This window comes from Rhizobium sp. GCM10022189, assembly GCF_042656325.1.
GTDB lineage: Bacteria > Pseudomonadota > Alphaproteobacteria > Rhizobiales > Rhizobiaceae > Rhizobium.
In genome coordinates, this window is sequence record NZ_JBHSOR010000049.1 from 197,884 (window position 1) to 223,540 (window position 25,657).

Here is a 25,657-nt window from a genome sequence, read left to right on the forward strand (position 1 = left end):
TTGCGACACCCGGCGCTGCCGCCGACAGGAGACCGGGCGGGCGCGGCCTGATATAGTCAGGTTGACGACACGGGTCAGATGGATTTTCCTGGCCGGATGTCCATGTTCGAGGAAGAAACCGATGCGCCTATCTATTCTGCCGCTTCTTGCCGTTCTGGCAGCAGGGCTTGCCGCCTGCCAGACGCTGACGCCCGAAGAGCGGCGGGCGCGTGACGAACAGACCTGCCTCGGTTACGGCTTCAAGCGCGGAACGGACGGGTTTGCCACCTGCCTGCAGCGCATCGATCTCGACCGTCGCGCCCAGGCCCGCTACGACAGCGACTGGGTGATGGCCGACATGGCCTATAACCTGAACGGCCCCTACGTCTATCCGCGCTATTACCGCTACCGTCACTGAGCGGCCGCGATCACCGCCTGGGCCGCCGCAAGCCGGGCGATCGGCACGCGGAAGGGCGAGCAGGAGACGTAATCGAGGCCGATCGTCTCGCAGAAATGGATGGAAGCGGGGTCGCCGCCATGTTCGCCGCAGATGCCGAGCTTCATGTCGTTGCGCGTGCGCCTTCCGCGTTCGGCGGCGATGCGGATCAGTTCGCCCACCCCGTCGAAATCGAGCGAAATGAAGGGATCATGCTCGATGATGCCCTTGCGCTGGTAGGTGGGGATGAAGGCTGAGGCATCGTCGCGCGAAATGCCGAACGTGGTCTGCGTCAGGTCGTTGGTGCCGAAGGAGAAGAATTCGGCGGCTTCCGCGATGACATGGGCGCGCAGTGCCGCGCGCGGCAGCTCGATCATCGTGCCGACCAGATAATCGATGCGCATTCCGGCTTCCGACATGACATCCTGCGCCACCGCATCGATCTTCGCCTTCACATAGTCGAGTTCGGAACGCAGGCCGACGAGCGGCACCATGATTTCGGGCACGACGGCTGCGCCCGTTTCCTGGGCCGCGGCGACCGCCGCCTCGAAGATGGCGCGGGCCTGCATCTCGACGATTTCAGGATAGGAGATGGCAAGACGGCAGCCGCGATGGCCGAGCATGGGGTTGAACTCGTGCAGCGCATCGACACGCTGGCGCAGTGCCGAAGGCTCCATGCCCATGGCATAGGCGACTTCGGCAATCTCCTCGTCCGTCTTCGGCAGGAATTCGTGCAGCGGCGGATCGAGCAGGCGGATCGTTACCGGCAGGCCGTGCATGACGCTGAACAGGCCGGTGAAATCGCCCCGCTGCATCGGCAGGAGCTTGTCGAGCGCGCCGCGCCTGCCCTTCTCGTCCTCGGCCAGGATCATCTCGCGCATGACATGGATGCGCTCGCCCTCGAAGAACATGTGTTCGGTGCGGCACAGGCCGATGCCTTCGGCACCGAAGGAGCGCGCGGCGCGGGCGTCGGCGGGCGTGTCTGCGTTGGTGCGCACGGTCATGCGGCGGGCGCGGTCCGCCCAGCCCATGATGCGGCCGAAATCGCCCGACAGTTCCGGCTGGATCATCGGCACTTCGCCCTTCAGCACCTGGCCGGCAGACCCGTCGATAGTGATGACATCGCCCTTTTTCAGCGTCACGCCGACACCGATCAGCCGCTCGTTGCGGGCGTCGATGCGCATGGTGCCGGCGCCGACCACGCAGGGGATGCCCATGCCGCGGGCAACGACGGCCGCATGGCTGGTCATGCCGCCGCGCGTCGTCAGAATGCCTTCGGCCGCATGCATGCCGTGAATGTCTTCCGGGCTCGTCTCGACGCGCAGCAGGATGACCTTGCGGCCTTCCGCTTCCGCCTCGACGGCCTCTTCCGCCGTAAAAACGATCTCGCCGGTCGCAGCACCGGGCGAAGCCGGCAGGCCGGAGCCGATCACCTGACGGCTAACGCGGGGATCGATGGTCGGATGCAGAAGCTGGTCGAGCGTCGAAGGCTCGATGCGCAGGACCGCCTCTTCCTCGGTGATAACGCCTTCGTCCACCATGTCGACCGCGATCTTCATGGCCGCCCGCGTCGAGCGCTTGCCGGAGCGCGTCTGCAGCATCCAGAGCTTGCCGCGTTCGATGGTGAATTCGATGTCCTGCATGTCCCGGTAGTGGGATTCCAGCTCGGCGCAGATGCGGCCGAACTCGGCGAAAGCCTCCGGCATCAGCTTTTCCATCGAGGGCTTTTCGGAGCCCGAGGCGATCCGCCCCTCCTCGGTAATGCTCTGGGGCGTGCGAATGCCGGCGACGACGTCCTCCCCCTGCGCATTCACCAGGAATTCGCCGTAGAGGATCTTCTCGCCCGTCGAGGGGTTGCGGGTAAAGGCAACACCGGTGGCCGAGGCATTGCCGAGATTGCCGAAGACCATGGCCTGGATATTGACGGCGGTGCCCCAGGATTCCGGAATATTGTGGAGCTGACGGTAGGTGACGGCGCGTGCGCTCATCCAGCTCGCAAACACCGCGCCGACGGCGCCCCAGAGCTGTACCGCCGGGTCCTGCGGGAAGGCTTCGCCCAGCTCCTCCTCGATCAGCGCCTTGTAGAGCGAAACGACATGCTGCCATTCGGTGGAGCTGAGTTCGGTATCGAATTCGTGGCCGAGGCGTGCCTTCTCATCTTCGAGAATCTCCTCGAACAGGTCGTTGCCGAGCCCCATGACGACATCGGCATACATCTGGATGAAGCGGCGATAGCTGTCCCAGGCAAAGCGCGCATCGCCGGCATCGTGGCCGAGCGCCTGCACCGTCTCGTCGTTCAGCCCGAGGTTGAGCACCGTATCCATCATGCCCGGCATGGAAACGCGCGCACCGGAGCGGACCGAGAGCAGAAGCGGCCGGCTGCCGGCGCCGAAACGGCGGCCGGTCATCTCCTCGATCCCGGCAATGCCCGCAAGCACCTGCCGTTTCAGCTCGGGATCGATCCTGCGGCCGTTCTTGTAATAGGTATTGCAGGCTTCGCTGACGATGGTGAGGCCGGGCGGAACCGGAAGGCCGAGACTGCACATTTCGGCGAGATTGGCGCCCTTGCCGCCAAGGATCTCCTTGTCTCGCGCCCGGCCTTCAGCCTGCCCGTTGCCGAACGTATAGACCCACTTGGTCATCTTCCCCCCAACACCATTTCGGGGACCAGCTTAATCCCTTGGTGTTGAAATGAAAATCGACAAATGCGGCGAAATGTTGCGCTGCACAATAAATGCCTAACGGGATGCAAAATCAAACGATTGAAACTCTTGTTTTCGCATGTCGTTATCGCAAAACCGCTGCACACTTTTGCGCGACATGCTTTGTTTCCACGCATGTCGTTATCGCAAAACCGCTTCGCACTTTTGCGCGACATGCTTTGTTTCTACGCATGTCGTAATCGCAAAACCGCTGCACACTTTTGCGCGACATGCTTTGTTTAAGCGCATAAAAAAAGCTTTGCGGGACTGCAACAACGGTCCCGCAAAGCCTTGTTTCCGTCCGGCCAGGAAAACCGGACGGGGGGTCCCCACAATGCCTCGCGACTTTCAGCGTCTCACTCAACCCGAAAGCGGCATTGCAAATTCTACAGAACGCAACGACCGATTGCTACTTATCCGTAACGGCGCGGTTGCGATAAAACAACTTCTAATGCAATGCGCGCAAAAGAGCATCACCCAAATGGGGTACGTACCCGATGTCGGAGTGACCTTTTTTGGTCTTTAATTAAAATGCCGGCTCAAGCCGTTTCGCGCAGACGCTCCGCGGTCTGCAGATCGACCGAGACGAGCTGAGAAACACCCTGCTCGGCCATTGTGACGCCAAAGAGGCGATTCATGCGGGCCATGGTGATGGGATTGTGGGTGATGATGACGAATCGGGTCTCGGTCGAGGCGGCCATCTCGTCCATCAGGTTGCAGTAGCGTTCGACATTGTGGTCGTCGAGCGGTGCATCCACCTCGTCCAGCACGCAAATCGGCGCGGGGTTGGTGAGGAAGACGGCAAAGATCAGCGCCATCGCGGTCAGCGCCTGTTCACCGCCGGACAGCAGCGTCATCGTCTGCGGCTTCTTGCCGGGCGGGCGGGCGAGGATTTCGAGGCCGGCTTCCAGCGGATCGTCGGATTCGATCAATTGCAGTTCCGCCGTGCCGCCGCCGAAGAGATGGGTGAAGAGGCGCTGGAACTGGGCGTTGACGACATCGAAGGCGGCGATCAGCCGTTCGCGGCCTTCGCGGTTCAGGCTCTGGATCGCGCCGCGCAATTTCCGGATCGCGTCGATCACGTCGTCGCGTTCCTTGATCAGCGCTTCCAGCTTATCGCTGAGTTCCTTCTGCTCCTCGTCGGCGCGCAGGTTGACGGCGCCCAGACGCTCGCGTTCGATGCGCAGCCGCTCCACCTCGCGTTCGACCTCGCGCGGATCGGGCAGCGTCTGCAAGCCCGGCCGGCCGGCAAGGCGCAGCGCCTCATGCGGCGCAACGTTCAGCGTCTCGCGAATGCGCTGCTCGCTCTCCTGCCGCTTTTCGCGGGCGGAGACGAGGCGCTCCTCGGCGCGGCCACGGCGCTCGCGGCTTTCGGCGAGTTCGGACAGCGCCGTTGCCGCCTTGTGGTCGGCATCGCGCTGCAGCAGTTCCGCCTCGGCCAGCAGATCGGCGGCGTGGCGGCGGGCTTCCTCGGCCTTCTGCAGTTCCGTCAGCAAGGCACGGCGCTTGTCGTCGAATTCGTCCGGCGCCATTTCCAGCTCGGCCGCCTCCTCGCGGGCCTCTTCCTCGCGATCGCGCAGCGTGGCGATATGGTCCTCGGCGCTTGCGGCGCGCTGGCGCCATGTCTCGCGCTCCTGGCCGATGGCGACGATGCGGCGCTGGCGGGCCTCGTTCTCCCGGTTCAGGCTCTCGTGGCGGGCGCGGGCCTCGGCAAGCGCACCGCGATCCGTCGCCACCTCGGCCTGCTGGAAGCGCAGCCGATCGTCGAGCGCGGTCAGATCGGGCGCATCCTCCAGCTCGATGCGGGCATTTTCTTCCTGAACCGCGACATCCTCAAGCTGCGCCTGCAGCTGGCTGACGGCTTCGGCGATGACATCGCGGCGGCGAATGAGATCGCCGGAAGCGCGCTCGGCGGCGGCGAGCGCTTCGCGCGCCTCGGCCAGATGACGGGCGGACAGGCGGCTGATATCGCGGGCCTCGGCTAGCCGGCGCTCTTCGTCGCGGATGCTGTCCGCCGCTGAGGCCAGACGCTCCTCCGCTTCGGCCAGAACATCGCGCGCGAGCTCGGCCTCGCCTTCCAGCTCGGACAGGCGGTTCTTCTGGGCAAGGCGGAGCGCAGCCGCACTCGGCGCATCCGCGCCGGTGACGTGGCCGTCCCAGCGATAGACGGCGCCCTCCTTCGTGACGAGGCGCTGGCCTGCCTTCAGGTCCTTCACCAGATTCGGTGCGTCGGCGGCAGCGACCAGACCAATCTGGCGCAGGCGGCGGATCAGCGCGGCGGGCGCACGGACATGGTTCAGCAACGGCTCGGCGCCAGCAGGCAATGCCGGATCGCCGGCCCCGTCGCCATTTTCCGACCAGTGGGCAGGCGCGTTCGGATCGAGCGGGGATTCGAGATCGTCTCCAAGCGCGGCTCCGAGCGCCGTCTCGAAACCGCGATCGACCTTCAGCTCTTCGGCAACCGGCGGGAACTCGCCGGCCGCAGCGCCGGCCAGCATGCGCTGGATGGTGCGCGCTTCCGTTTCCAGCGCATTGAGCCTGCCGCGCGCCTGCTCGACCGGCGCGCGCGAAAGCGCTTCCGTCTCGCGCGCGCCGGCAAGCGCCTGTTCGACCGCCTGGATCGTCGCTTCGGCATCTGCGACGGCAATCTCGCCGGCCTCGACCATGGCGCGCTTTTCTTCCGGGTCCGGAAGGGTTGCGATCCTTTCTCCGATGCCGGCAAGTTCGCGGCTGGCATCGTCCATCTGGCGTTCCAGCCTGAGCTTGCGGTCGGCGAGGTCGCGGATGGCGCGCTCCAGCTGATTGCGTCCGGCCGCGGCCTCGGCGCGCTCTGCGGTCAGGGCGGTGAAAATGCGTTCGCTGTCGGCGAGTTTGGCGGTCGCCTCTTCGAAAGCCTGCCGCGTTTCCTCGGCATAACGACCGGAATCGGCCAGGATTTCGGCGATGTCGGCTTCTTCCGCATCGAGCCTTGCAAGGATTGCGGCGTTGTCGGCGACAAGCCGCTCTTCACGCCGGATGTCTTCGGCGAGCTGAGCGAGACGGCGGGTGAGTTCGTCGCGGCGACGCAGGATGCGGTTGGCATCCTCCTCGAGCTGGCTGCGGGCGATCTGCAGGCGCTGCAGGGCAGCGGCGGCGCGCGCCTCGCCTTCGCGCAGCTCCGGCAGTTTCAGGCTGGCAATGCCCTGGTTCTTCGCCGCATCCATCTGGATCTGCGCCTTCTCGGCAACGACGACGGTTGCCTGGTTGAGCGCACTGTCGGCTTCGGCCTCGGCCTCCTTCGCCTGCACCCAGCGGATATGGAGCAGCATGGCCTCGCGGGCGCGGATGTCGGCGGAGAGCGTCTTGAATCGGTTTGCCTGGCGGGCCTGACGCTTCAGGCTCTCGATCTGGCTTTCAAGCTGCGAGGTGACGTCATCCAGCCGCTCCAGATTGGTCTCGGCAGCACGCAGGCGAAGCTCGGCCTCGTGGCGGCGCGAATGCAGGCCGGAAATGCCGGCGGCCTCTTCCAGGAGCTGGCGGCGGGCCTGCGGCTTTGCGGCGATCAGTTCGCCGATGCGCCCCTGCCCGACCATGGAGGGAGAACGCGCGCCGGTGGAGGCATCGGCAAAGAGGAGCTGCACGTCCTTGGCACGGCTTTCCTTGCCGTTGATGCGGTAGATGGAGCCCTGCTCGCGCTCGATGCGGCGCGTGACCTGGATTTCGTCGCTGTCGTTGAAGGCGGCGGGGGCGACACGCTCGCTATTGTCGAGATAGAGCGCGACTTCGGCCGTGTTGCGCGCCGGACGGTTTCCCGAACCCGAAAAGATCACGTCGTCCATGCCGGACGCGCGCATGTTCTTGTAGGAATTCTCGCCCATCACCCAGCGCAGGGCCTCGACGAGATTGGACTTGCCGCAGCCGTTCGGGCCGACGACGCCGGTCAGGCCGCGCTCGATGACGAATTCGGTCGGTTCGACGAAGGATTTGAAGCCGACAAGGCGGAGCTTGTTGAACTTCATGCCGCAGCCTCGCGCTGCACATACGAAAAAGCGGGCGCACGGCTTTGGCCGTCGCCCGCCTTCTTAAAACGGTACGGATCAGAGGAGGCTGTCGATGAGGGCCGACATGGTGTCAACCGGCATATCTCCAGAATAGCGCTTGCCATTGATGAGGAACGTCGGCGTGGCGTTGACGCCAAAATCCTTGGAACCCCTTTCCCGCGTGGCATTCACTTCATCCAGCAGTTTCTGGTTCGTCAAGCACTTCGTGAAGCTATCCTCAGTAAATCCGGCGAGCTTGGACATCTGCAGCAGCGCCGCACGGCCATCATCGGCAGCGGCCCAGACCTGCTGCTGCTTGAAGAGCATGGCGACCATCGGGAAATACTGTTCCGGCGTCGCAAGCTCTTCCGGCTTCTGCGGGTTGCAGCGGGCGAGCATGAAGGCGGCGGCGGCGCGCGGATCGAAAGGGAATTCGCGCAGCACGAACTCGACCTTGCCGGTATCGACGTATTTCTGCTTGATGGCATCGAAGGTGGTGTTGTGGAAATGGGCGCAATGCGGGCAGGTCATCGACATATATTCGACGATCTTGACCGGAGCATCGGTCTTGCCGAGCGCCATTTCCGGCAGCGCGCCGGGCGTCATGACCTTGGCCATGTCCACATCGCCATCCGGCTGCGGGATTTCCGGGGCTGCCTGCGCCGTCCCATAGACCGCGATCGATGCGGTTGCGGCGGCGACACCGCCCAGAAGCTGGCGTTTCGTCAATTGCATTTCAGAGATGCGCATGGGTTCCCCATAAACAAGTGTGGCAGCTGCTTGTGCGATATAACGGCCAAGAGCCGCTAACAAGGCACGCTTCGCCAACTTTCTTCAAAGAATTGTGACCTGCGAAAGACGAATAGTGAAAAGAGAGCAGGATTTTGCCCTATCGATAGACGTCGCGCCGGTTGCCGACGCGCACGACCAAAATCCGGACGGAGCCATCATCGATATCGGCGATCACGCGATAGTCTCCGACCCGGTATTTCCAGAAACTTCCCAATTCAGAGCCTTTCAGCGCCTCTCCAAGCGATCTTGGATCATCGAGCCTTGCAACGCGATCGTTCAGAAAGCGGAGAATGCGAGCGGCGGCATCGCGGCCGAGCTTTTCGAGTTCACGCTCGGCAGCCCGGTGAAACTCAATTTTCCACGCCATACCGCGCCATCAAGTCCGAAAGCGGGACCGTATCAGTTTCTCCCTTGCGGAATTCCTCAAGGCGCTTCTCTGCAAGGAAGACATCTTCCATATCGTCAAGATGTTCGAGAATGGCCTGGCGCGCATAGAAACTTTTGCTTCGCCCGGTGCGTTTTGCAAGCGCGTCCAGCCGAGCCTCAATCTCCGGCGGCAATCTTAAAGCAAGCATGGCAGCCTCCGTTTGCTATACATGTATAGCATTTCTGTGGGCCAGGTATCAAACGAAACTATTTGCTCCGCTTGCCCAATACCGCCGTGCCAAGCCGCGCGATCGCCTGCCTGATCTTTTCGTCCTCCAGGCCCTGCATCATGCCCTCCAGCCTGCGGGCGGCCTCGCCCTTCAGCGGCGGGGGAGTGCGGGAGCGTTTGACCGGCTGGTAGACCGGCTTCTGGACGATGCGGAGCTGGTGGACGGCGGCGAAGCCGAAGAAGCTGTTGATGCGCTGGATCAGTTCGCCCTGCGCATGGGTGAGGAAAAGCGCACGCGCGCCCTCGCAGCCAACCGTCAGCACGCCGGGGCGAAAGCTGCCGTCATCGCCGCCGCGCGCCCAGGCGATCTTTTCCGGCCGGGTGCAATCGGCAAAATCCTCGCCGGCGATTTCGTCCCAGGAGCCGAGCAGCGCGCTGTTGATGCCGGCGCGGCGGGCGAGAACGGGATCGATGATGCCGTTCGTCAGCTCGGAAATCTGCTTCTCACCTTTGCGTGGATAAGTCATCTAAACCCTGATAAGCGACGTCCGTTCGAAGCCGCCGGCTTGATCGCGCCGCTTTGCTTCGCCAAGTATAGAGCACTTCCCCCGACCGCGGCAAATAATGAGCACACGCACACCGGACGCGCCCACCGCCTCCCCTCTTCTCCAGTGGTACGACCGCCATCACCGCGACCTGCCCTGGCGGGTTTCGCCGCCGATGGCAAGGCGCGGCGTCAGGCCCGATCCCTATCATGTCTGGCTGTCGGAGGTGATGCTGCAGCAGACCACGGTGCAGGCGGTCAAACCCTACTTCGCCAATTTCCTGGCAAAATGGCCTTCTGTCATCGATCTCGCACGGGCGCCGGGCGAAGAGGTCATGGCGGCCTGGGCGGGGCTCGGCTATTACGCGCGGGCGCGCAACCTGAAGAAATGCGCCGAAGCCGTTGCCAGCCAGCATGGCGGCATTTTTCCCGATACCGAAGAGGGCCTGAAAGCCCTGCCCGGCATCGGCGACTATACGGCGGCGGCGGTGGCGGCGATCGCCTTCAACCGGCAGGCGGCCGTTATGGACGGCAACGTGGAGCGGGTGATCTCGAGGCTCTATGCCATCGCCACGCCGCTTCCGGCCGCAAAACCGCTGATGCGTCAGAAGGTGGCGCTGCTGACGCCGGAAGACCGGCCCGGCGATTTCGCACAGGCGATGATGGATCTCGGGGCCACGATCTGCACACCGAAGCGTCCGGCCTGTTCGCTCTGTCCTTTCAACGGATCGTGCGAGGCGCTGAGGTTGCACGATGCCGAACGGTTCCCGGTCAAGGCCGCGAAGAAGGAAAAGCCGGTCCGCCGCGGCGCGGCTTTCGTGGCGGTCACGTCCGATGGGGATATCCTGCTGCGGCGGCGTGCCGAAAGCGGGCTTCTCGGCGGCATGACGGAAATCCCGACGACGGCGTGGACGGCACGGCAGGACGGCGAAACCTCTGCGGAAGCGGCGCCTTTCAAGGCCGGATGGGAAAGCGCCGGCACCGTCACCCATGTCTTTACCCATTTCGAGCTCAGGCTTTCGATCTTCCGCGTGGCGATTGGCGAACGCGTTCAAACCGATGACGGATGGTGGGAGCCGGTTACAAATCTTGAAGCCCAGGCGCTGCCGACTATCATGAAAAAAGCGATCGCAGCCGCTATTCCTCTCGCGTTCAAAACAGCCAAGGGATGATTATGGCAACCGACATCAAGCATATCGTTTTCGATATTGGCAAAGTTCTTATTCATTACGATCCGAATATTCCTTTCAGCCGCCTTATTCCCGACGAGGCCGAGCGTAACTGGTTCTTCGCCAATGTCTGCACGCACGACTGGAACATCGAGCAGGACCGCGGCCGCACCTGGGCGGACGCCGAGGCATTGCTGATCGCGCAGCATCCGACCCGCGAAGAGCATATCCGCGCCTTCCGCAAGAACTGGCACGAAATGGTCCCGCATGCCTATGAGGACAGCGTTTCGATCATGGAAGGCTTCATAAACGAAGGCCGGGACGTGACGATGCTGACGAATTTCGCCTCCGACACGTTCCGCGAGGCGCAGGAGCGCTACCCCTTCCTCAAGAAGCCGCGCGGCGTCACCGTTTCCGGCGATATCGGCCTCATCAAGCCCGATATTGCGATTTACGAAACGCATGCGAAGAGCTTCGGCCTCGATCCGGCCGCCACGATCTTCATCGACGACTCGCCGGCCAATGTCGAGGGCGCCAAGGCGGCCGGCTGGAACGCCGTTCTCTTTACCGGCGCCGACAGGCTGCGGGCGGATCTCGCGACCTTCGGGCTGAAGGCATAAGCCATGGCCTTCGATCCCGCCGCCGCCATCGACCGTTTTCACGCGGCCATCAACGCGCTCGATTTTCCCGAGATCGAGAACTGGTTCGCCGAAGACGCGACCTATGTCTCGAACGGCGTCGGCAGCCTTGCCGGCCGGGCCGCGATCATGGCCGCCTTCCGCCGTTACTTCGACGACTACCCGGATCAGACGGCGGAAAACTCGCTGGTGGAAACGCTGACGCCGCTGTCGGGCCGGGCCGTCTGGTCGGTGCGGGCAACGCATAGCAGGACCGGCAAGCCGCTGATCCGCGAAGGCGAGGAAACGATCACCTTCAACGAGGACGGCAAGGTCACGCGCGTCGATGTGACCGACTACCGGGACTTCTGAGGCGGGATCGAAGCTCGATCGCCATTGTGCAACTCGCACGCAGACCTGCTGCGTTGCCGAAATTGCCCTGAAACAAGAAGCCCGGGGTCTTCGGCCCCGGGCATCCTTTGTGCGTCTTCCGTAACTGGAGGTACAAACCGGAAGACGCTTCGTCCCGTCCTCGCAAGGATGTGGCTCAATCCACCTTTGCGAGGTCGCTGCGGATGATGGACCGCAATTCGTCGATCGGGCGCAGGGATTGCCCGTCGTCGAAATGCCAGAAGGTCCATCCGTTGCATGCATCAAGGCCCTGCACTTTCGCGCCAAGGCGATGAATGGAGCCGGCCTCGCCGCCGGAAGCGACCGTGCCGTCGGCGCGCACCACGGCGCTGTATCGGCGTTTCGCATCGGTCAGCACTTGGCCGGGCTTGATGAGGCCGCTTTCGACCAGCACGTTGAAGGCGACGCGCGCTTCGGCCTTCTTGCCGGTCATGACGGTCAGTTCCGCCTTGCCGAGCGGCTCGACGGCGGCGATGCGGGCGGATGCCGCATCGATATAGTCCTGCTCGCGCTCGATGCCGACGAAGTGGCGGCCGAGACGCTTGGCGACGGCGCCGGTCGTTCCCGAGCCGAAGAAGGGGTCGAGGATGATGTCGCCGGGTTTCGAGGAGGCCATGATGACACGGGCAAGCAGCGCTTCCGGCTTCTGCGTCGGATGCACCTTCTTGCCGTCTTCGCCCTTCAGGCGCTCATTGCCGCTGCAGATCGGGAAGAGCCAGTCCGAGCGCATCTGCACGTCGTCATTGGCGGCCTTCATCGCATCGTAATTGAAAGTGTAACCCTTGGCCTTGGCATCGGGGCTTGCCCAGATCATCGTCTCATGGGCGTTCTGGAAACGGCGGCCCTTGAAATTCGGCATCGGGTTGGTCTTGCGCCAGACGATGTCGTTCAGGATCCAGAAATTCAGGTCCTGCAGCGTGGCGCCGACGCGGAAAATATTGTGATAGGAGCCGATGACCCAGATCGTGCCCGTCGGCTTCAACACGCGGCGGCAGGCGAGCAGCCAGGCGCGGGTGAAGGCGTCATAGGCTTCGAACGAGGCAAACTGATCCCATTCGTCGTCGACGGCATCGACCAGCGACTGGTCCGGCCGGTGCAGCGTGCCGCCGAGCTGGAGGTTGTAGGGCGGATCGGCGAAAATGACGTCAACCGACTGGTTCGGAAGAGCCTCAAGGGCTGCAACGCAATCACCCTTGATGATCGTGTCGATCCAAGAACCCGGCTTTACGGAAGTCTTGAGATCGGCAAGCGGGAAAACAGACGCCATGTAGATACTCGCTCATACGCTTTACGCTTAACTCTCCGTTATGGTTACGCAAGTTGGTTACTAAAGCCTGAAGCGCCGATCCGTTTCGGGAAAATATTCCGCTTCGGGTTCGAACGGGAGGCGGACCTGAGGTTCGGCCCGCCCCGGTTTCACTCCGCCGCCTGCGGCCTGAGCGTCCGCCGGCTGTCCTCGGGCGCTCCGGCCCGCTCGACCATGCCGTAATCCCTGACGATATGGCCGATGCGCAGGCGATAGTCGGCGAAAATGCCGCTGCGGCCGGCCATCTGGGCTTCCCGATGGGCTTCGCGATTGCGCCATTCCTTCACCGCCGCCTCGTCGCGAAAGAAGGAGAGCGAGAGGATCTTGCCGCGCATCGTCAGGCTCTCGAAACGCTCGACAGAGATGAAGCCGTCGATCGTCTCGAGTTCGGACCTGAGTTCGCCGGCAAGGTCCAGATAGCGGTGGCGCTCGCCGACATAGGGGATGACCTCGAAGATGACGGCGATCACGGCAGTACCAGCTTCGCATGCGGTGCCGAGACATTCGTCAGGAAGATGCGGTCTTCCTTGAGGATGAAGTGTTCGCGGCGGGCAAATTCGTAGTTTTCCCGGCCGAGCGGATCGGCGGCAAGCCTTGCGCGATAGGCCTCGTAGGCCGCGAGGCTTTCGATATTGTAGACGCCGTAGGCCGTCGTCGCCGAGCCCTCGTGCGGACCGAAATAGCCGATCAGGTCGGCGCCGTTCCTCGGGATCGCCTGTCCCCAGTTGCGGGCATATTCGGCGAAAGCCTCCTTGCGGAAGGGGTCGATCTCGTAGCGGATGAAGCAGGTGATCATCGGTTTTCTCCTTTCGTGTCAAAGGCGTTTTCGCACATTGCGGCACGAGAATGCTTCGGTTACGATCGAAGTATGAAAGAAGGACCCGACATTGCGCAGATCGGCGCGCTCATCGGCGACCCGGCGCGGGCCAACATGCTGGCGGCGCTGACCGGCGGCCGGGCGCTGACGGCAACCGAGCTTGCGGCGGCCGGCGGCATCACGCTGCAGACGGCCAGCACCCACCTGTCGAAGCTGGAGACCGGCGGTTTGCTGGCGCAGCGCAAGCAGGGGCGGCACCGCTATTTCACGCTGGCCGACGAGGCCGTGGCCCGGCTGATCGAAAGCATGATGGGGCTTGCCGCCAGCCGCGGGCATCTGCGCCACCAGCCCGGCCCGAAGGACCCGGCGCTGCGCAAGGCGCGCATCTGCTACGATCATCTGGCCGGCGACTACGGGGTGCGCATGCTGGACAACCTCGTCGCTTCGGGATCGATCGACGCCATCGGCGACGGGCTTGCGGTAACGCCCAAGGGCGAAAGCGAGCTGCAATGTATCGGCATCGACGTCGGCAGCCTCAAATCCTCGCGCCGTCCGCTCTGCCGCTCCTGCCTCGACTGGAGCGAGCGCCGCGCCCATCTTGCCGGCAGCCTCGGCAAGGCGCTGCTTGCGAATTTCATGGAAAAGGGCTGGGCGCGGCGAGTGCCGGAAAGCCGCTCGGTGGTCTTTTCACCGGAAGGCGAGCGGCAGTTTCTGAAGCTGTTTCCGCTGGAGAGCTAACAGGGCGCGACCAGCGTGTTCCTGAAACGGTCGCGGGCGACCGTGCTGCAGAGTTCGCTCCATTCGCAATCCTCGCAGGCCTTGCGGGTGAGGTCGGCCGCGAAACCGCGGCGCAGCCTTTTCAGGAGGGCCTTGTCGGGAATGAGGCGAGCGCCCTGCTCTATCCGCACGCCGAGAAACTTTGCGACGGCCTCAGCGGCCGCTTCGTCCCTGGCCTTCGGCCCGGGCAGAAGGCAATGGGCCGAGGACTGCGACATCAACGGTGCGCAGATATCGTCGGGGCCGGAGACGATTTCGATCTCCTCTCCGGCCGAGAGGCGCTCTGCGATGCGGCGGTAATTGGCGGTGAAGGCCGGAGTGTAGCCTTCACCGACGAATGTCAGCATGCAGAGCAGATGGTGGGCGCGCAGCCTGACGGTCAAGGCACTATGCCCGGCCGCCATAGATACGGATGCCCTTGAGCACGGCTGCGGCAAGCGCGGATTTCAGCACGCCGCCGAGAATGAAGGGGGCGACGCCGAGCAGCCAGCCCTTTTCCGCGCCGATCAGGGAGGCGAGATAGACGCCGCCGAGCGCGAGGCAGAAGATGTTGGCGGCGAGATGGGCGGTGAAGCTTCGGACGATGTTATCGCCGGTCCAGCCACGTTCGGCGAGCCAGCCGACCATCAGCGCCATCAGCGGAAAGGCGACGAGATAACCGGCCGTCGGGCCGGCAAAGGGCGCAAATCCGCCGGAGCCGTTTGCCAGGACCGGTGCGCCGAGCATGGCTTCGCCGAGCCAGGCAAGAACCGTGAGCGTGCCGAGGCGCCAGCCGTAGAGCGCGCCGATCATGGTGACGGCGAAGGTCTGCATGGTGATCGGAACAGGCACCATCGGCACCGCGATCTGCGAGGCGGCCGCCAGCACCAGCGTGCCGGCGAGAACGAAGAGGTACTTGACCGCAAGCGACCGGGCGGAAAGGCGCAGCGGATCGAAAACGATGGTACGGGGCTGGTCAGAGAGGGACATGAATTTCTCCTTTCAAAATTATAGATAATTTTTGATTCCCATCTATTTGATGGCGGAGTTTTTTCGGCAACGCAAGAGAGAGCACGCGAATTTCGGTTAGGAGGGGACAACAGCCGAGCGTGAATCTGCATGAGAACACTGTAGATCAGGACATTTCACGCATTCCAAAATTATCTATAATTTTTCGGATATCAGCCGACGATGGCAAAAGCTTCGCGCTCGCCGCCCTTCTGGGCAGGCTGCGGTGCGCGTCCGATCCACTGCACATGCTTCTGCAGGATAATGGCCGCCTCCTCCGCCTTGCCCTGGCGAAGGGCGGCAAGGATGGCGCGGTGGTCGTGATCGGTGCGCTTTTCCCAGCCCGAACGCCAGGCCGAGAAGAGGAAGCGGGCGCTTGCGGCATGCAGGTCGTCGATTGCAGCCAGCAGGCGCGGCATGGCGCAGGGGGTGAGGATGAGGCGGTGGAAACGGCGGTTTGCCTCCTCCCAGGCATGCACGTCGGCGGCGGCATCGCCTTCGCGCGTCGCCTCTTCCGCAGCGTCGAGGATGGCGGGCGTCAGGTGGCGGGCGGCATGTTTGAGGGCGAGCACTTCGAGGGCGGCGCGCATTTCCGCCACCTCGCGCACTTCGGCGAGGTCGAAGGAGGCGACACGAACGCCGCGGCGCGGCTCGCTGATCGCCAGCCCCTGCGCCTCCAGCCGGCGGAAGGCCTCGCGCACCGGCACATGGCTGGTCTCGAATTCCTCGGCAATATGGTCCTGGCGAAGACGGGCGCCGGGCGCAAGCTCGCCGTGAACGATGCGTTCGGCAAGCACGCGGGCGATACGCGCGGCGATGGTGTTGTCTTCGGGTTCCCTGCTCATTGCCATCCAGTAGCGAGCGCCGCGGGCCTTGTCGAGGTGGGATGACAGTCATACCCCGCAAAGCTGCCCGCAGCGCGCATTCCAGCCATGCCCCGCCATCGGTTGAGCTTTCGACCGCCATCGTGTAAAGCCGCATCATCCCCGAACAAGGCATGAGTATATGGACGGCTTCGACCTCATCATCTTCGACTGCGACGGCGTTCTGGTCGATTCCGAAATCATCGCGGCAAACGTGGAATCGGCACTGCTGACGGAAGCGGGCTACCCGATCAGCGTCGAGGAAATGAACGAGCGCTTCGCCGGCCTGACCTGGAAGGACATTCTCTTCCAGATCGAACGCGAAGCCAGCATCCCGCTCTCGGCCTCCCTCATCGACCAGTCGCAGAAGCTTCTGGATATCCGGCTCGAACAGGAAGTCCAGGCCATTCCCGGCGTCGAACTCGCCATCAGCCGCCTTGCGATGAAGCGTTGCGTCTGCTCGAATTCCTCAAGCCAGCGGCTCGACATGATGCTGGGCAAAGTGGGGCTCAAGAAACTCTTTGCGCCCAATATCTTCTCCGCCAAGGATCTCGGCCCCGACCGGGCCAAGCCGAAGCCGGATATCTTCCTGCACGGCGCAAGCCAGATGGGCGTTTCGCCTTCCAAGACCGTCGTCGTGGAGGATTCCACCCACGGCGTCCATGCCGCGCGCGCTGCCGGCATGCGGGTGATCGGCTTTACCGGCGGCTCGCACACCTATCCCTCGCATGCCGACAAGCTGACGGATGCGGGTGCGGAAACGGTGATTTCGCGCATGAACGACCTTCCGGGCGTCGTGGCCGCATTGGCCGAGTGGGAAGGCGTGCTCTAAGGGCAGCGGTCTTGCCGGATGCCGCCTCCAGGGCGGCAGGCCCATTCTTAAAAAACGGACCCCTGCCTGCAAAAGCGGGCCTTGCCGTCGCAAAGAGCCGAGAGCCGAGAGCCGAGAGCCGAGCCTATATCAGCGCGTGGCGATCAGAGCATTTCCGGCGAGGATCGAAGCGCCCGGGATGCTCTATCCCTTTGTTTCCAAGCAATTCCGGACGCAAAACCGCTTCACGCTTTTGCTGGAATTGCTTTAGCTGCTCTTCTTCTTGGAATTCTTGGCGGGCTGATTGTCGAAGCCGACATTGACGCGCACCAGTGCGCCCGAGCCGACCGGCATCTTGACGCCTTCGTGGCGGAAGATGACCTGCGTGGCGGGCGAGCCCGGCGGAATCTGCGTCGGGAAGTTGACGACTTCCGACGACAGAACGTCCTGGCCGTCCAGCACGGAGATGCGGATCGGCAGCGTGACTGGACCCGGCGTTCCGCCCGGACCGGCGACGAGGCGAAGCTGGGCCACGACGGTCATCGACAGCGCCGTTTCGTTCAGCGTGCACTGGCGGGTGTAATCCCCGAAAGAGGCCTGGAAGACCACCTGCTGCGGGTCGCCTGTCTTTGCGCCCTTCGCGTAGGTGCGGTAGATCGCGTCCTGATCGCGCATGAAGATCTGCGGGCAGGCGCCCTGGACGACGGGAGCGACATTGCCCTGCGCCGTGACGCCGGTGCCGATCGGGGTCTGGTTCGACGACGGATTGGCCGGAGCGACCGGCATGATCTGGGCGTTGCCGTTCGGCTGCAGCGGCGCCGGGCCGCTTGCCGCTGCCGTCGCATCAGGCTTGCTGTCGCCGCCGAGGCCTAGCGAATTGCATCCGGCAAGAGCGGCAAGGAGCGATGCGGAAACGATGAGACGAGAGACCTTGCCGAGCACGATATTCCACCCCTTGCGAACGCTTTTCTTCTAGGCGCCTGCGACTTTCGCGCAAGGCCTTTCATGACAGTTGGCGATGGTCTATATCAGCGGCGCAAAGAAAAATCGATTGGGTAAGCACCGTTTTGATGCACTTTTCGGCGCCGGATGCGGGCAACTTCAATAGGATACCTGCGACAATGCCCCGGCAGGCCGGCAAGCTCCCTCTTTTCGGCGGCGCGACGACAGGCCGTTTTCCGCCCGAAAACTCTCCAGCCATAGATCAAGGATGACGAACGTGGACTATATCTCGACCCGCGGCGAGGCCCCTTCCCTCGGCTTTTGCGACGCCCTTCTGGCGGGGCTTGCGCGCGACGGCGGGCTCTACGTTCCGCGCAAATGGCCGAGCTTTTCCAAAAAGGAAATCAGGGCGCTGCGCGGCAAGACCTATCAGGAGATCGCGTTTGCCATCCTTTCGCCCTTCACCAACGGCGAAATCCCTGACGATACGTTCCGGGCGATGATCGACGAGGCCTATGGCACGTTCCGCCACCCGGCGATCGCGCCGCTTGTGCAGACAGGCCCGAACAGTTTCGTCATGGAGCTGTTCCACGGCATGACGCTCGCCTTCAAGGACGTGGCGATGCAGCTTCTCGCCCGCCTTATGGATTATGCGCTGGAAAAGCGTGGCGAGCGCGCCACCATCGTCGGCGCCACCTCGGGCGATACCGGTGGTGCCGCAATCGACGCCTTTGCCGGGCGCGAGCGCACCGATATTTTCATCCTCTTCCCGCACGGCAAGGTTTCGCCGGTGCAGCAGCGGCAGATGACGACATCCAGGGCCGCCAACGTGCATGCGCTGGCCGTCGAGGGCAATTTCGACGATTGCCAGAACCTCGTCAAAGCCATGTTCAACGATGCCGCCTTCCGCGACAGGGTGAGGCTTTCCGGCGTCAACTCGATCAATTGGGCACGCATCATGGCCCAGATCGTCTATTATTTCACGACGGCAATCGCGCTCGGCGGGCCGGACCGGAAGATCTCGTTTACGGTGCCGACCGGGAATTTCGGCGACATATTCGCCGGCTACTGCGCCAAGCGCATGGGCCTGCCGATCGACAAGCTCGTGATCGCCACCAACGAGAACGATATCCTGGCGCGCACCCTCAAGACCGGCCGCTACGACATGAAATCGGTCAAGGCGACGACCTCGCCGTCGATGGATATCCAGATCTCCTCCAATTTCGAACGGCTGTTGTTCGAGGCCTACGGCCGCGACGCCTCCAAGGTGCGCGCCGCCATGGAAAGCCTCAAGCAATCCAACGGTTTCGAGATCGCGCCCGAAGCGCTGAAGTTCATCAGGAAGGACTTCCGCGCCGGCCGCGCCAGCGAGCGCCAGGTGGCCGAAACGATCCGCAAGACCTATGCCGAGACCGGCTATCTGCTCGATCCGCATTCGGCGATCGGCGTCTTCGTCGCCGCCGAGCGGGAAAAGCCTGATACCCCGATGGTGACGCTTGCCACCGCCCATCCGGCGAAATTCCCCGCCGCCGTAAAATCCGCCTCCGGTATTGACCCGGCGCTTCCGACGTGGCTTGCTGATCTGATGCACAGGGAGGAGCGCTTCCAGATCATTGAGCCCGAGCTTAAAGCGGTTGAAACCTTTATCGGCAAGCATGCCCGCAGCTAGATGACGGCAGGCGCAGAAAGATAGCACATGACAGTTGAGTGCACCCGGCTCAAATCCGGGCTGACAGTAGTCACACAGACCATGCCGCACCTGGAAAGCGTCGCGCTCGGAGTCTGGATCAAATCGGGTTCGCGCAACGAAACGGAAGACGAGCACGGCATCGCCCACCTGCTCGAACATATGGCTTTCAAGGGAACCGCGCGCCGTTCGGCCCGCGAGATCGCCGAGGAAATCGAGGATGTCGGCGGCGAAGTGAACGCGGCGACCTCCACCGAGACGACCTCCTACTACGCCCGTGTCCTGAAGGATCACGTGCCGCTCGCCGTCGATATCCTGGCCGATATCCTGACGGAATCCGCCTTCGAGGAAGACGAGCTGGAGCGAGAGAAGCAGGTCATCCTGCAGGAGATCAACGCCGCCAATGACACGCCCGACGACGTCGTCTTCGACCGCTTCTCGGAAGTCGCCTATCGCGGCCAGACGCTCGGCCGGCCGATCCTCGGCACGCCGGAAACCGTCGTTTCCTTCACGCCGCAGCAGATCCGCGCCTATCTCGGCCGCAACTATACGACCGACCGCATGTTCGTCGTCGCAACCGGCGCCGTCGATCACGACGAGTTCGTGCGCATGGTCGAAGACCGCTTTGCCGGCCTGCCGAGTGAGCCCACGGCGCCGCCGGTCATGGAAACCGCCCGCTATATCGGCGGCAATGTGCGCGAGCCGCGCGACCTCATGGACGCGCAGATCCTGCTTGGCTTCGAGGGCAAGGCCTATCATGCCCGCGATTTCTACTGCTCGCAGATCCTCGCCAATATTCTGGGCGGCGGCATGTCGTCGCGCCTGTTCCAGGAAGTACGCGAATTCCGCGGCCTCTGTTATTCCGTCTACGCCTTCCACTGGGGCTTTTCCGATACCGGCATCTTCGGCATCCATGCCGCAACCGGCGGCGAAAACCTGCCGGAACTGGTGCCCGTCATCATCGACGAGTTGCACAAGTCGGCAGATACCATTCACCAGAAGGAAATCGAGCGCGCCCGCGCGCAGATCCGCGCCCAGCTTCTCATGGGCCAGGAGAGCCCTGCCGCCCGCGCCGGCCAGATCGCCCGGCAGATGATGCTCTACGGCCGCCCGATCTCCAATCCGGAGATGATGGAGCGGCTGGAGGGCATCACCATCGAGCGGCTGACCGATCTTGCCGGCCGGCTGTTCTACGATACCGTGCCGACGCTTTCGGCGATCGGCCCGCTCGAGCAGCTTGCTCCGATGGAAGACATCACCGCCTCGCTTTCGGTTCCGGCACCGAAGACGAAGCAGGCAAGCCGCTGACCGCATCCGTTGCGCCGGGGGTTATCGATGCCAAAATCGGTTTTTCGGTTCCTGTCGCGACAGCCTGAAGCAGTCGAACTCGAAAACGACACATATATCCTGCGCCTGCCGCGCTACCAGGATTTCAACCAATGGCACCGGCTGCGCTCCGACAGCCGCCGTTTTCTGGAGCCCTGGGAGCCGACATGGCGGCGCGACGAGCTGACCGAAGGTTCGTTCCGCGCCCGCGTGATCCGCGGCAAGCAGGAATATGCCTCGGGCCAGGCGATCCCGCTTTTCATCTTCCTGAAGAAGGACATGACGCTCGTCGGCGGCATCACCATCGGCTATATTCGCCGGGGTGCGGCCCAGAGCTGCATGATCGGCTACTGGATGGGCGAACGTTATGCCGGCCAGGGCCACATGTTCGCCGCACTTGAACTGGTTATTCCCTATATCTTCGCCGGGCTTGAGTTGCACCGCATCGAAGCAGCCTGTATTCCAGACAACGCACGGAGCATTCGCCTGCTTGAGAAAGCCGGGTTCCAGCGGGAAGGCTACCTGCGCGGATATTTGAAGATCAACGGTCAGTGGCACGATCACGTGATGTTTTCACGCCTCGCCACCGACGCGGATACAGGCAGGAAACCCAACAGCCGATGACCAAAGACCGCATGCTGCTGACGTCACCGTCCGGACGAATGATCGCGGTGATCGCAGCCCTTCTCCTGTCGCTGTTCGCGCTTGTCGCTGGCAGCGCTCGGGCGGCCGAACCGGTCAAGATTTCCCGCGACGACACGGCGCTGGACCTGACGGCCACGACGGAAATCTATGCCAACCAGGGCGAGGCCTTCCAGGTTTCCACCGCCGCCGGCGCAGACGGCATTCGCCGGCGCATCGAGGTGCGCGCCAGCTCGGAAAACCATCAGGGCGACTGGGCGGTCTTTGCGCTCGCCAACGTCTCGGAAGAGCAGCTGGAGCGCGTCATCGTCGCGCCGCACTTCCGCCTCGTCAATTCCAAGCTGTTCTGGCCCGACCTCGGCTCGCAGCGTATCATCGCGATCACGCCGAGCGAAGGTTTCGCACTCGACCGCCAGCCGAGCGACGAGGCCGACGTCTTCCGCATCACGCTGAACCCCGGCGCCGTCATCACTTTCGTTGCCGAGCTTGCGACACCCGACCTGCCGCAGATCTATCTGTGGGAGCCGGACGCCTACAAGGATACGATCAACGCGTTTACGCTCTACCGCGGCATCGTGCTCGGCATTGCCGGCCTGCTGGCCGTATTCCTGACGATCCTTTTCGTCGTCAAGGGCACCTCCATGCTGCCGGCGACGGCAGCACTCGCCTGGGCGGTGCTCGGCTATATCTGCGTCGATTTCGGCTTTCTCGGAAAGCTCATCAGCGTCGCCTCGGCGGATCAACGAATATGGCGCGCCTGTGCGGAGGTGGCGCTCGCCTCCAGTTTCGTGATCTTCCTGTTCACCTATCTCAATCTCAACCGATGGCATGTGCATCTGGGTTATGCCACGCTTGCCTGGGTGCTGGGCCTTGCGCTGCTCTTCGGCGTCGCGATCTACGATCCGTCGATTGCGGCCGGTATTGCGCGGCTCTCCTTCGCGCTGACGGCAGCGACGGGCCTGCTGCTCATCATCTATCTCGGCTTCAACCGCTATGACCGCGCCATCCTGCTGGTGCCTGCCTGGGCGCTGACGCTGGTGTGGCTGTTCGGCGCGTGGCTGACGATCACGGGCCGGCTCGACAACGACATCATCCAGCCCGCACTTGGCGGCGGCCTCGTGCTCATCGTGCTCCTGATCGGCTTTACGGTCATGCAGCATGCCTTTGCGGGCGGCGCCTTCCAGCAGGGGCTGTTTTCCGATCTCGAGCGCCAGTCATTGGCGCTGACGGGCTCCGGCGACATGGTCTGGGACTGGGACGTGGCGCGCGACCGCGTCGTCACCATTCCCGACGTTTCCGTCAAACTCGGCCTTTCGCCGGGCACGATGCACGGGGCGGCGCGCAACTGGCTGCCGCGGCTGCATCCTGACGACCGCGACCGTTTCCGGGCGACGCTGGACGTACTCCTCGAGCATCGCCGCGGGCGCCTGAACCACGAGTTCCGCATCCGCGCCGAAGACGGGCATTTCCACTGGCTGCTCATCCGCGCCCGGCCGGTTCTCGGCTCGAACGGCGAGATCATCCGCTGCGTCGGCACGATCGTCGACGTGACCGAGCAGAAGAATTCGGTCGAGCGGCTGCTGCACGATGCGCTGCACGACAACCTGACGGGCCTGCCGAACCGGCAGGTCTTCCTCGACCGCCTGCAGTCGGTGCTGACGCTCGCGCCGGGCGGCGAGACGCTGCGCCCGACTGTCATGGTGATCGATATCGACCGCTACAAGCTGGTCAACGATTCCCTCGGGGTGGCTGCCGGCGACAATATCCTGATCGCGCTCACGCGGCGCCTGCGCCGCCTGCTGAAGCCGCAGGATACGCTGGCGCGGCTTTCCGGCGACCAGTTCGGCCTCATCCTCGTGTCCGAGCACGATCCGGCCAAGGTTGCCGATTTCGCCGACGCGATGAGCAAGGCGATCATGGTGCCGATCAATTTCTCCAACCGCGAGATCATCCTAACCGCCTCGATCGGCCTCACCTCCTGGGTGGACCAGCAGGAAAGCGCGTCGGGCCTGCTCAGCGATGCCGAACTTGCCATGTACCGGGCCAAACGCGCCGGGGGCAACCGCGTCGAGCCCTTCCAGCCTGCCTTCCGCGATTTCGGCACGGACCGCCTGCAGCTCGAATCCGATCTGCGCCGCGCCATCGAGCGCAAGGAGCTTTCGATGGTCTACCAGCCGATCGCCAGGCTGGAGGATGTCGAGATTGCCGGCTTCGAGGCGCTGATGCGCTGGGAACATCCCAAGCGCGGCAATATCCCGCCGTCGGAATTCATCCCGATCGCCGAGGCCTCCGACATTATCGGCGCGCTCGGCATCTTCGCGCTGGAACAGGCGACCAACGACCTGATGGCATGGCAGAACCAGACCGGCGAACTGCCGATCTTCGTTTCCATCAATCTGTCGAGCGTGCAGCTTCTCAACAACGAGCTTTACGACGACGTCCGTTCGGTGCTGGCAAAGACCCATTGCGATCCGGCACGGCTGAAGCTGGAACTGACGGAATCCATGGTCATGGAAAATCCGGAACAGGCGCGCCTCGTGCTGCAGAAGCTGAAGGAAGCCGGCCTCGGCCTGGCGCTCGACGATTTCGGCACCGGCTATTCCTCGCTCGCCTATCTCACCCGCTTCCCCTTCGACACGATCAAGCTCGACAAGGCGCTGGTGCGCGACGACAGCGACAAGAAGGCAACCGTGCTGAGATCGGTCATTTCGATGGCGCGCGAGCTGGAGATGAAGGTGGTCGCCGAAGGCATCGAATCCAACGAGGATGCGATCGAGCTTGCCAAGATGGGCTGCAGCTACGGCCAGAGCTATCTCTTCGGCCCGCCGATGCCGTCGGAATCGGTGCTGCGGCTGCTGCGGGAACGCTTTCCGCTGACCAAGCGGGCCTGAGCGGATTTCGCTCAGGTCTGCGCCCTTGGGGAATGTGGGCAGGACGCGGCCTGCCGCCTTGCCCTCACCGCCGTGACCGCTATTCTGCCAAAAAACACAACCGGGAGGCACCCTATGATCCTGCACTGCGTATTCATGCGGCTGAAAAGCGCCATGACGCCTGATGACAAGCAGGCGCTGTTCGAGGCCATCGTGGCGTTGAAGCAGGTGATACCGGGCATCCTGGATATCAAATACGGGCCGAATGTCTCGCCCGAGGGGCTGCATGGCGGTTTCGTCGACGGCTTTGCCGTGACTTTCGAGAGCCCGCAGGCTCGGGACGCCTATCTCGTGCATCCCGAGCATGTGGTGGTCGGCGAACGTATCGTTACGTCGACGGATGGAGGCCTGGCCGGCCTGCTGGTCTTCGATCTCGTGCTTTGAGGCCCCGGAGATCAGCTCGATTTCACCATGGCGGCGGCGAGCTGGTCGACATTGTAGCGGAACATCTTCTCATAGGTCGGGGCAGGCCCCTTCGCGTCCGACAGCGATTCGACGTAGAGTTCGCCGCCGGGCTGCGCGCCGGTTGAGTTGGCGACCTGCCTGACGAGGCGCGGGTCGTTGGAATTTTCGAAGAAATAGGTCTTCACATGTTCCTGCCTGATCTGCTCGATCAGTTTGGAAACGTCGGCGGCCGATGCTTCGCTTTCGGTCGAGAGGCCGAGGGGGGCAAGGAAGCTGACGTTATATTCGCGGCCGAAATAGCCGAAAGCGTCGTGGCTGGTCAGCACCTTGCGGCTGCGATCGGCGATCCTGTCGAATTTGGAATGGGCATAGGCGTCCAGTTCGTCGAGCTTGGCGGCATATTTTTCGGCATTGGCCTTATAGGCCGCAGCATCGGCCGGATCGGCCTCCGACAGCGCCTTCTCGATATTGGCGACCCAGACTTTCACATTGACGGGGCTGTTCCAGACATGCGGATCGGTGACGGTCTTGCCGTCCTCCTCCATGGTGCGGGTGTTGATGCCCTCTGAAACCGTGACCGGCTTGCCCTTATAGCCGGACGCGGTGATGAGGCGATCCATCCAGCCTTCCAGCCCCTCGCCGCTGACAAAGGTGACTTTGGCCGCGTTCAGCGCCTTGGCATCGGCCGGCGACGGCTCGAATTCGTGGGGGTCGCCGTTCGGGCCGACAAGGCTCGTGACCTTGACGTGATCGCCGCCGACCTGGCGAACGACGTCGGCAAGCACCGTGAAGGAGGCAACGACTTTCAGTGTTTCGGCCGAAGCCGGCACGGCCGAAAACGCCATCATCAGGGGCAAGGCGGCGGAAAGAAGCAGTCTGCGGGGTATCATTGGTATCTCC

At 63.3% G+C, this 25,657-nt stretch carries 25 protein-coding genes; 11 read left to right on the top strand and 14 right to left on the bottom strand.

Going from position 1 to position 25,657, the window contains the following annotated elements; genetic code table 11:
* Positions 1-121: 121 nt before the first annotated feature.
* Entirely contained in the window at positions 122-397 is a 276-nt protein-coding gene (locus ACFPWW_RS22060; protein ID WP_112568401.1) for a hypothetical protein, read from the top strand.
* Here ACFPWW_RS22060 and ppdK read toward each other — a convergent pair.
* The 6 genes from ppdK to ACFPWW_RS22090 all read right to left on the bottom strand — a co-directional run bounded on the left by ppdK (position 391) and on the right by ACFPWW_RS22090 (position 9,050).
* Entirely contained in the window at positions 391-3,057 is a 2,667-nt protein-coding gene (gene ppdK, locus ACFPWW_RS22065) for a pyruvate, phosphate dikinase (protein ID WP_112758429.1), read from the bottom strand. The genes ACFPWW_RS22060 and ppdK overlap by 7 nt on opposite strands.
* A gap of 599 nt (positions 3,058-3,656) precedes the next feature.
* Positions 3,657-7,115, bottom strand: a complete 3,459-nt coding sequence (locus ACFPWW_RS22070; protein ID WP_112704278.1) for a chromosome segregation SMC family protein — start codon at positions 7,113-7,115, stop codon at positions 3,657-3,659.
* 78 nt (positions 7,116-7,193) lie between these two features.
* The gene (locus ACFPWW_RS22075) at positions 7,194-7,886 is read right to left on the bottom strand and encodes a DsbA family protein (protein ID WP_112568391.1); all 693 of its coding nucleotides are present in this window, start codon (positions 7,884-7,886) and stop codon (positions 7,194-7,196) included.
* Positions 7,887-8,025: 139 nt separating this feature from the next.
* Positions 8,026-8,295: a type II toxin-antitoxin system RelE family toxin gene (locus ACFPWW_RS22080; protein WP_377313220.1), complete on the bottom strand. Its 270-nt coding sequence runs from the start codon at positions 8,293-8,295 to the stop codon at positions 8,026-8,028.
* A complete protein-coding gene (locus ACFPWW_RS22085; RefSeq protein WP_112568387.1) occupies positions 8,279-8,503 on the bottom strand; it encodes a DUF6290 family protein in 225 nt (74 codons plus the stop codon). Before ACFPWW_RS22085 ends, ACFPWW_RS22080 begins: the two co-directional genes overlap by 17 nt.
* A 58-nt stretch (positions 8,504-8,561) precedes the next feature.
* The gene (locus tag ACFPWW_RS22090; protein WP_377313221.1) at positions 8,562-9,050 is read right to left on the bottom strand and encodes a DUF721 domain-containing protein; all 489 of its coding nucleotides are present in this window, start codon (positions 9,048-9,050) and stop codon (positions 8,562-8,564) included.
* 97 nt (positions 9,051-9,147) lie between these two features.
* On the opposite strand from ACFPWW_RS22090, the gene mutY reads away from it, so the two are divergent.
* Genes mutY through ACFPWW_RS22105 form a run of 3 tightly spaced genes read left to right on the top strand, consistent with a single transcriptional unit; the run spans position 9,148 to position 11,225 of the window.
* Positions 9,148-10,239, top strand: coding sequence for an A/G-specific adenine glycosylase (mutY, locus tag ACFPWW_RS22095; protein ID WP_377313222.1), 1,092 nt, complete (start codon positions 9,148-9,150; stop codon positions 10,237-10,239).
* Positions 10,240-10,241: 2 nt separating this feature from the next.
* Positions 10,242-10,856 (top strand): HAD family hydrolase, encoded by a 615-nt coding sequence (locus ACFPWW_RS22100; RefSeq protein ID WP_112568381.1) that lies wholly within the window; start codon positions 10,242-10,244, stop codon positions 10,854-10,856.
* Between the two features lie 3 nt (positions 10,857-10,859).
* On the top strand, positions 10,860-11,225 hold the full coding sequence (locus tag ACFPWW_RS22105; protein ID WP_112704292.1) for a nuclear transport factor 2 family protein: 366 nt from the start codon (positions 10,860-10,862) through the stop codon (positions 11,223-11,225).
* A 175-nt stretch (positions 11,226-11,400) separates the two neighbouring features.
* Here ACFPWW_RS22105 and ACFPWW_RS22110 read toward each other — a convergent pair whose 3' ends face one another.
* From ACFPWW_RS22110 to ACFPWW_RS22120, 3 genes are all read right to left on the bottom strand, one after another.
* Positions 11,401-12,531: a site-specific DNA-methyltransferase gene (locus tag ACFPWW_RS22110; RefSeq protein WP_112568377.1), complete on the bottom strand. Its 1,131-nt coding sequence runs from the start codon at positions 12,529-12,531 to the stop codon at positions 11,401-11,403.
* A gap of 149 nt (positions 12,532-12,680) precedes the next feature.
* A complete protein-coding gene (locus ACFPWW_RS22115) occupies positions 12,681-13,040 on the bottom strand; it encodes an antibiotic biosynthesis monooxygenase family protein (protein ID WP_377313223.1) in 360 nt (119 codons plus the stop codon).
* On the bottom strand, positions 13,037-13,366 hold the full coding sequence (locus ACFPWW_RS22120; RefSeq protein WP_113414461.1) for an NIPSNAP family protein: 330 nt from the start codon (positions 13,364-13,366) through the stop codon (positions 13,037-13,039). The genes ACFPWW_RS22115 and ACFPWW_RS22120 overlap by 4 nt, the downstream gene beginning before the upstream one ends.
* Positions 13,367-13,438: 72 nt before the next feature.
* On the opposite strand from ACFPWW_RS22120, the gene ACFPWW_RS22125 reads away from it, so the two are divergent.
* Positions 13,439-14,125, top strand: coding sequence for an ArsR/SmtB family transcription factor (locus ACFPWW_RS22125; protein ID WP_113414462.1), 687 nt, complete (start codon positions 13,439-13,441; stop codon positions 14,123-14,125).
* Here ACFPWW_RS22125 and ACFPWW_RS22130 read toward each other — a convergent pair.
* From ACFPWW_RS22130 to ACFPWW_RS22140, 3 genes are all read right to left on the bottom strand, one after another.
* Positions 14,122-14,547 carry a DUF1284 domain-containing protein gene (locus ACFPWW_RS22130; RefSeq protein ID WP_112568746.1) on the bottom strand — a complete coding sequence of 142 codons (426 nt, stop codon included), beginning with the start codon at positions 14,545-14,547 and terminating at the stop codon, positions 14,122-14,124. The genes ACFPWW_RS22125 and ACFPWW_RS22130 overlap by 4 nt on opposite strands.
* A 4-nt stretch (positions 14,548-14,551) precedes the next feature.
* Positions 14,552-15,133 carry a biotin transporter BioY gene (locus ACFPWW_RS22135; RefSeq protein ID WP_377313224.1) on the bottom strand — a complete coding sequence of 194 codons (582 nt, stop codon included), beginning with the start codon at positions 15,131-15,133 and terminating at the stop codon, positions 14,552-14,554.
* Positions 15,134-15,324: 191 nt separating this feature from the next.
* On the bottom strand, positions 15,325-15,996 hold the full coding sequence (locus ACFPWW_RS22140; protein WP_112568367.1) for a GntR family transcriptional regulator: 672 nt from the start codon (positions 15,994-15,996) through the stop codon (positions 15,325-15,327).
* A gap of 160 nt (positions 15,997-16,156) precedes the next feature.
* Here ACFPWW_RS22140 and ACFPWW_RS22145 point away from each other — a divergent pair, with 160 nt between their 5' ends.
* The gene (locus ACFPWW_RS22145) at positions 16,157-16,846 is read left to right on the top strand and encodes an HAD-IA family hydrolase (protein WP_112758221.1); all 690 of its coding nucleotides are present in this window, start codon (positions 16,157-16,159) and stop codon (positions 16,844-16,846) included.
* Between the two features lie 246 nt (positions 16,847-17,092).
* Here ACFPWW_RS22145 and ACFPWW_RS22150 read toward each other — a convergent pair whose 3' ends face one another.
* Positions 17,093-17,770, bottom strand: a complete 678-nt coding sequence (locus tag ACFPWW_RS22150; protein WP_377313825.1) for a hypothetical protein — start codon at positions 17,768-17,770, stop codon at positions 17,093-17,095.
* A gap of 265 nt (positions 17,771-18,035) precedes the next feature.
* Here ACFPWW_RS22150 and thrC point away from each other — a divergent pair, with 265 nt between their 5' ends.
* From thrC to ACFPWW_RS22175, 5 genes are all read left to right on the top strand, one after another.
* On the top strand, positions 18,036-19,436 hold the full coding sequence (gene thrC / locus ACFPWW_RS22155) for a threonine synthase (RefSeq protein ID WP_377313225.1): 1,401 nt from the start codon (positions 18,036-18,038) through the stop codon (positions 19,434-19,436).
* A gap of 27 nt (positions 19,437-19,463) precedes the next feature.
* A complete protein-coding gene (locus ACFPWW_RS22160; protein WP_112568359.1) occupies positions 19,464-20,762 on the top strand; it encodes a M16 family metallopeptidase in 1,299 nt (432 codons plus the stop codon).
* Between the two features lie 27 nt (positions 20,763-20,789).
* Positions 20,790-21,404, top strand: a complete 615-nt coding sequence (locus ACFPWW_RS22165) for a GNAT family N-acetyltransferase (protein WP_377313226.1) — start codon at positions 20,790-20,792, stop codon at positions 21,402-21,404.
* The gene (locus ACFPWW_RS22170) at positions 21,401-24,313 is read left to right on the top strand and encodes an EAL domain-containing protein (RefSeq protein WP_112568355.1); all 2,913 of its coding nucleotides are present in this window, start codon (positions 21,401-21,403) and stop codon (positions 24,311-24,313) included. Before ACFPWW_RS22165 ends, ACFPWW_RS22170 begins: the two co-directional genes overlap by 4 nt.
* Before the next feature lie 114 nt (positions 24,314-24,427).
* The gene (locus ACFPWW_RS22175) at positions 24,428-24,736 is read left to right on the top strand and encodes a Dabb family protein (protein ID WP_112568353.1); all 309 of its coding nucleotides are present in this window, start codon (positions 24,428-24,430) and stop codon (positions 24,734-24,736) included.
* 11 nt (positions 24,737-24,747) lie between these two features.
* Here ACFPWW_RS22175 and ACFPWW_RS22180 read toward each other — a convergent pair whose 3' ends face one another.
* A complete protein-coding gene (locus tag ACFPWW_RS22180) occupies positions 24,748-25,647 on the bottom strand; it encodes a metal ABC transporter substrate-binding protein (RefSeq protein WP_377313227.1) in 900 nt (299 codons plus the stop codon).
* Positions 25,648-25,657: the final 10 nt, after the last annotated feature.

Coding starts and splice junctions, on each gene's coding strand:
- ACFPWW_RS22060 (WP_112568401.1), top strand. CDS start 122: ATGCGCCTATCTATTCTGCCGCTTCTTGCCGTTCTGGCAGCAGGGCTT.
- ppdK (WP_112758429.1), bottom strand. CDS start 3,057: ATGACCAAGTGGGTCTATACGTTCGGCAACGGGCAGGCTGAAGGCCGG.
- ACFPWW_RS22070 (WP_112704278.1), bottom strand. CDS start 7,115: ATGAAGTTCAACAAGCTCCGCCTTGTCGGCTTCAAATCCTTCGTCGAA.
- ACFPWW_RS22075 (WP_112568391.1), bottom strand. CDS start 7,886: ATGCGCATCTCTGAAATGCAATTGACGAAACGCCAGCTTCTGGGCGGT.
- ACFPWW_RS22080 (WP_377313220.1), bottom strand. CDS start 8,295: ATGGCGTGGAAAATTGAGTTTCACCGGGCTGCCGAGCGTGAACTCGAA.
- ACFPWW_RS22085 (WP_112568387.1), bottom strand. CDS start 8,503: ATGCTTGCTTTAAGATTGCCGCCGGAGATTGAGGCTCGGCTGGACGCG.
- ACFPWW_RS22090 (WP_377313221.1), bottom strand. CDS start 9,050: ATGACTTATCCACGCAAAGGTGAGAAGCAGATTTCCGAGCTGACGAAC.
- mutY (WP_377313222.1), top strand. CDS start 9,148: ATGAGCACACGCACACCGGACGCGCCCACCGCCTCCCCTCTTCTCCAG.
- ACFPWW_RS22100 (WP_112568381.1), top strand. CDS start 10,242: ATGGCAACCGACATCAAGCATATCGTTTTCGATATTGGCAAAGTTCTT.
- ACFPWW_RS22105 (WP_112704292.1), top strand. CDS start 10,860: ATGGCCTTCGATCCCGCCGCCGCCATCGACCGTTTTCACGCGGCCATC.
- ACFPWW_RS22110 (WP_112568377.1), bottom strand. CDS start 12,531: ATGGCGTCTGTTTTCCCGCTTGCCGATCTCAAGACTTCCGTAAAGCCG.
- ACFPWW_RS22120 (WP_113414461.1), bottom strand. CDS start 13,366: ATGATCACCTGCTTCATCCGCTACGAGATCGACCCCTTCCGCAAGGAG.
- ACFPWW_RS22125 (WP_113414462.1), top strand. CDS start 13,439: ATGAAAGAAGGACCCGACATTGCGCAGATCGGCGCGCTCATCGGCGAC.
- ACFPWW_RS22135 (WP_377313224.1), bottom strand. CDS start 15,133: ATGTCCCTCTCTGACCAGCCCCGTACCATCGTTTTCGATCCGCTGCGC.
- ACFPWW_RS22140 (WP_112568367.1), bottom strand. CDS start 15,996: ATGAGCAGGGAACCCGAAGACAACACCATCGCCGCGCGTATCGCCCGC.
- ACFPWW_RS22145 (WP_112758221.1), top strand. CDS start 16,157: ATGGACGGCTTCGACCTCATCATCTTCGACTGCGACGGCGTTCTGGTC.
- thrC (WP_377313225.1), top strand. CDS start 18,036: ATGACGAACGTGGACTATATCTCGACCCGCGGCGAGGCCCCTTCCCTC.
- ACFPWW_RS22160 (WP_112568359.1), top strand. CDS start 19,464: ATGACAGTTGAGTGCACCCGGCTCAAATCCGGGCTGACAGTAGTCACA.
- ACFPWW_RS22165 (WP_377313226.1), top strand. CDS start 20,790: ATGCCAAAATCGGTTTTTCGGTTCCTGTCGCGACAGCCTGAAGCAGTC.
- ACFPWW_RS22170 (WP_112568355.1), top strand. CDS start 21,401: ATGACCAAAGACCGCATGCTGCTGACGTCACCGTCCGGACGAATGATC.
- ACFPWW_RS22175 (WP_112568353.1), top strand. CDS start 24,428: ATGATCCTGCACTGCGTATTCATGCGGCTGAAAAGCGCCATGACGCCT.
- ACFPWW_RS22180 (WP_377313227.1), bottom strand. CDS start 25,647: ATGATACCCCGCAGACTGCTTCTTTCCGCCGCCTTGCCCCTGATGATG.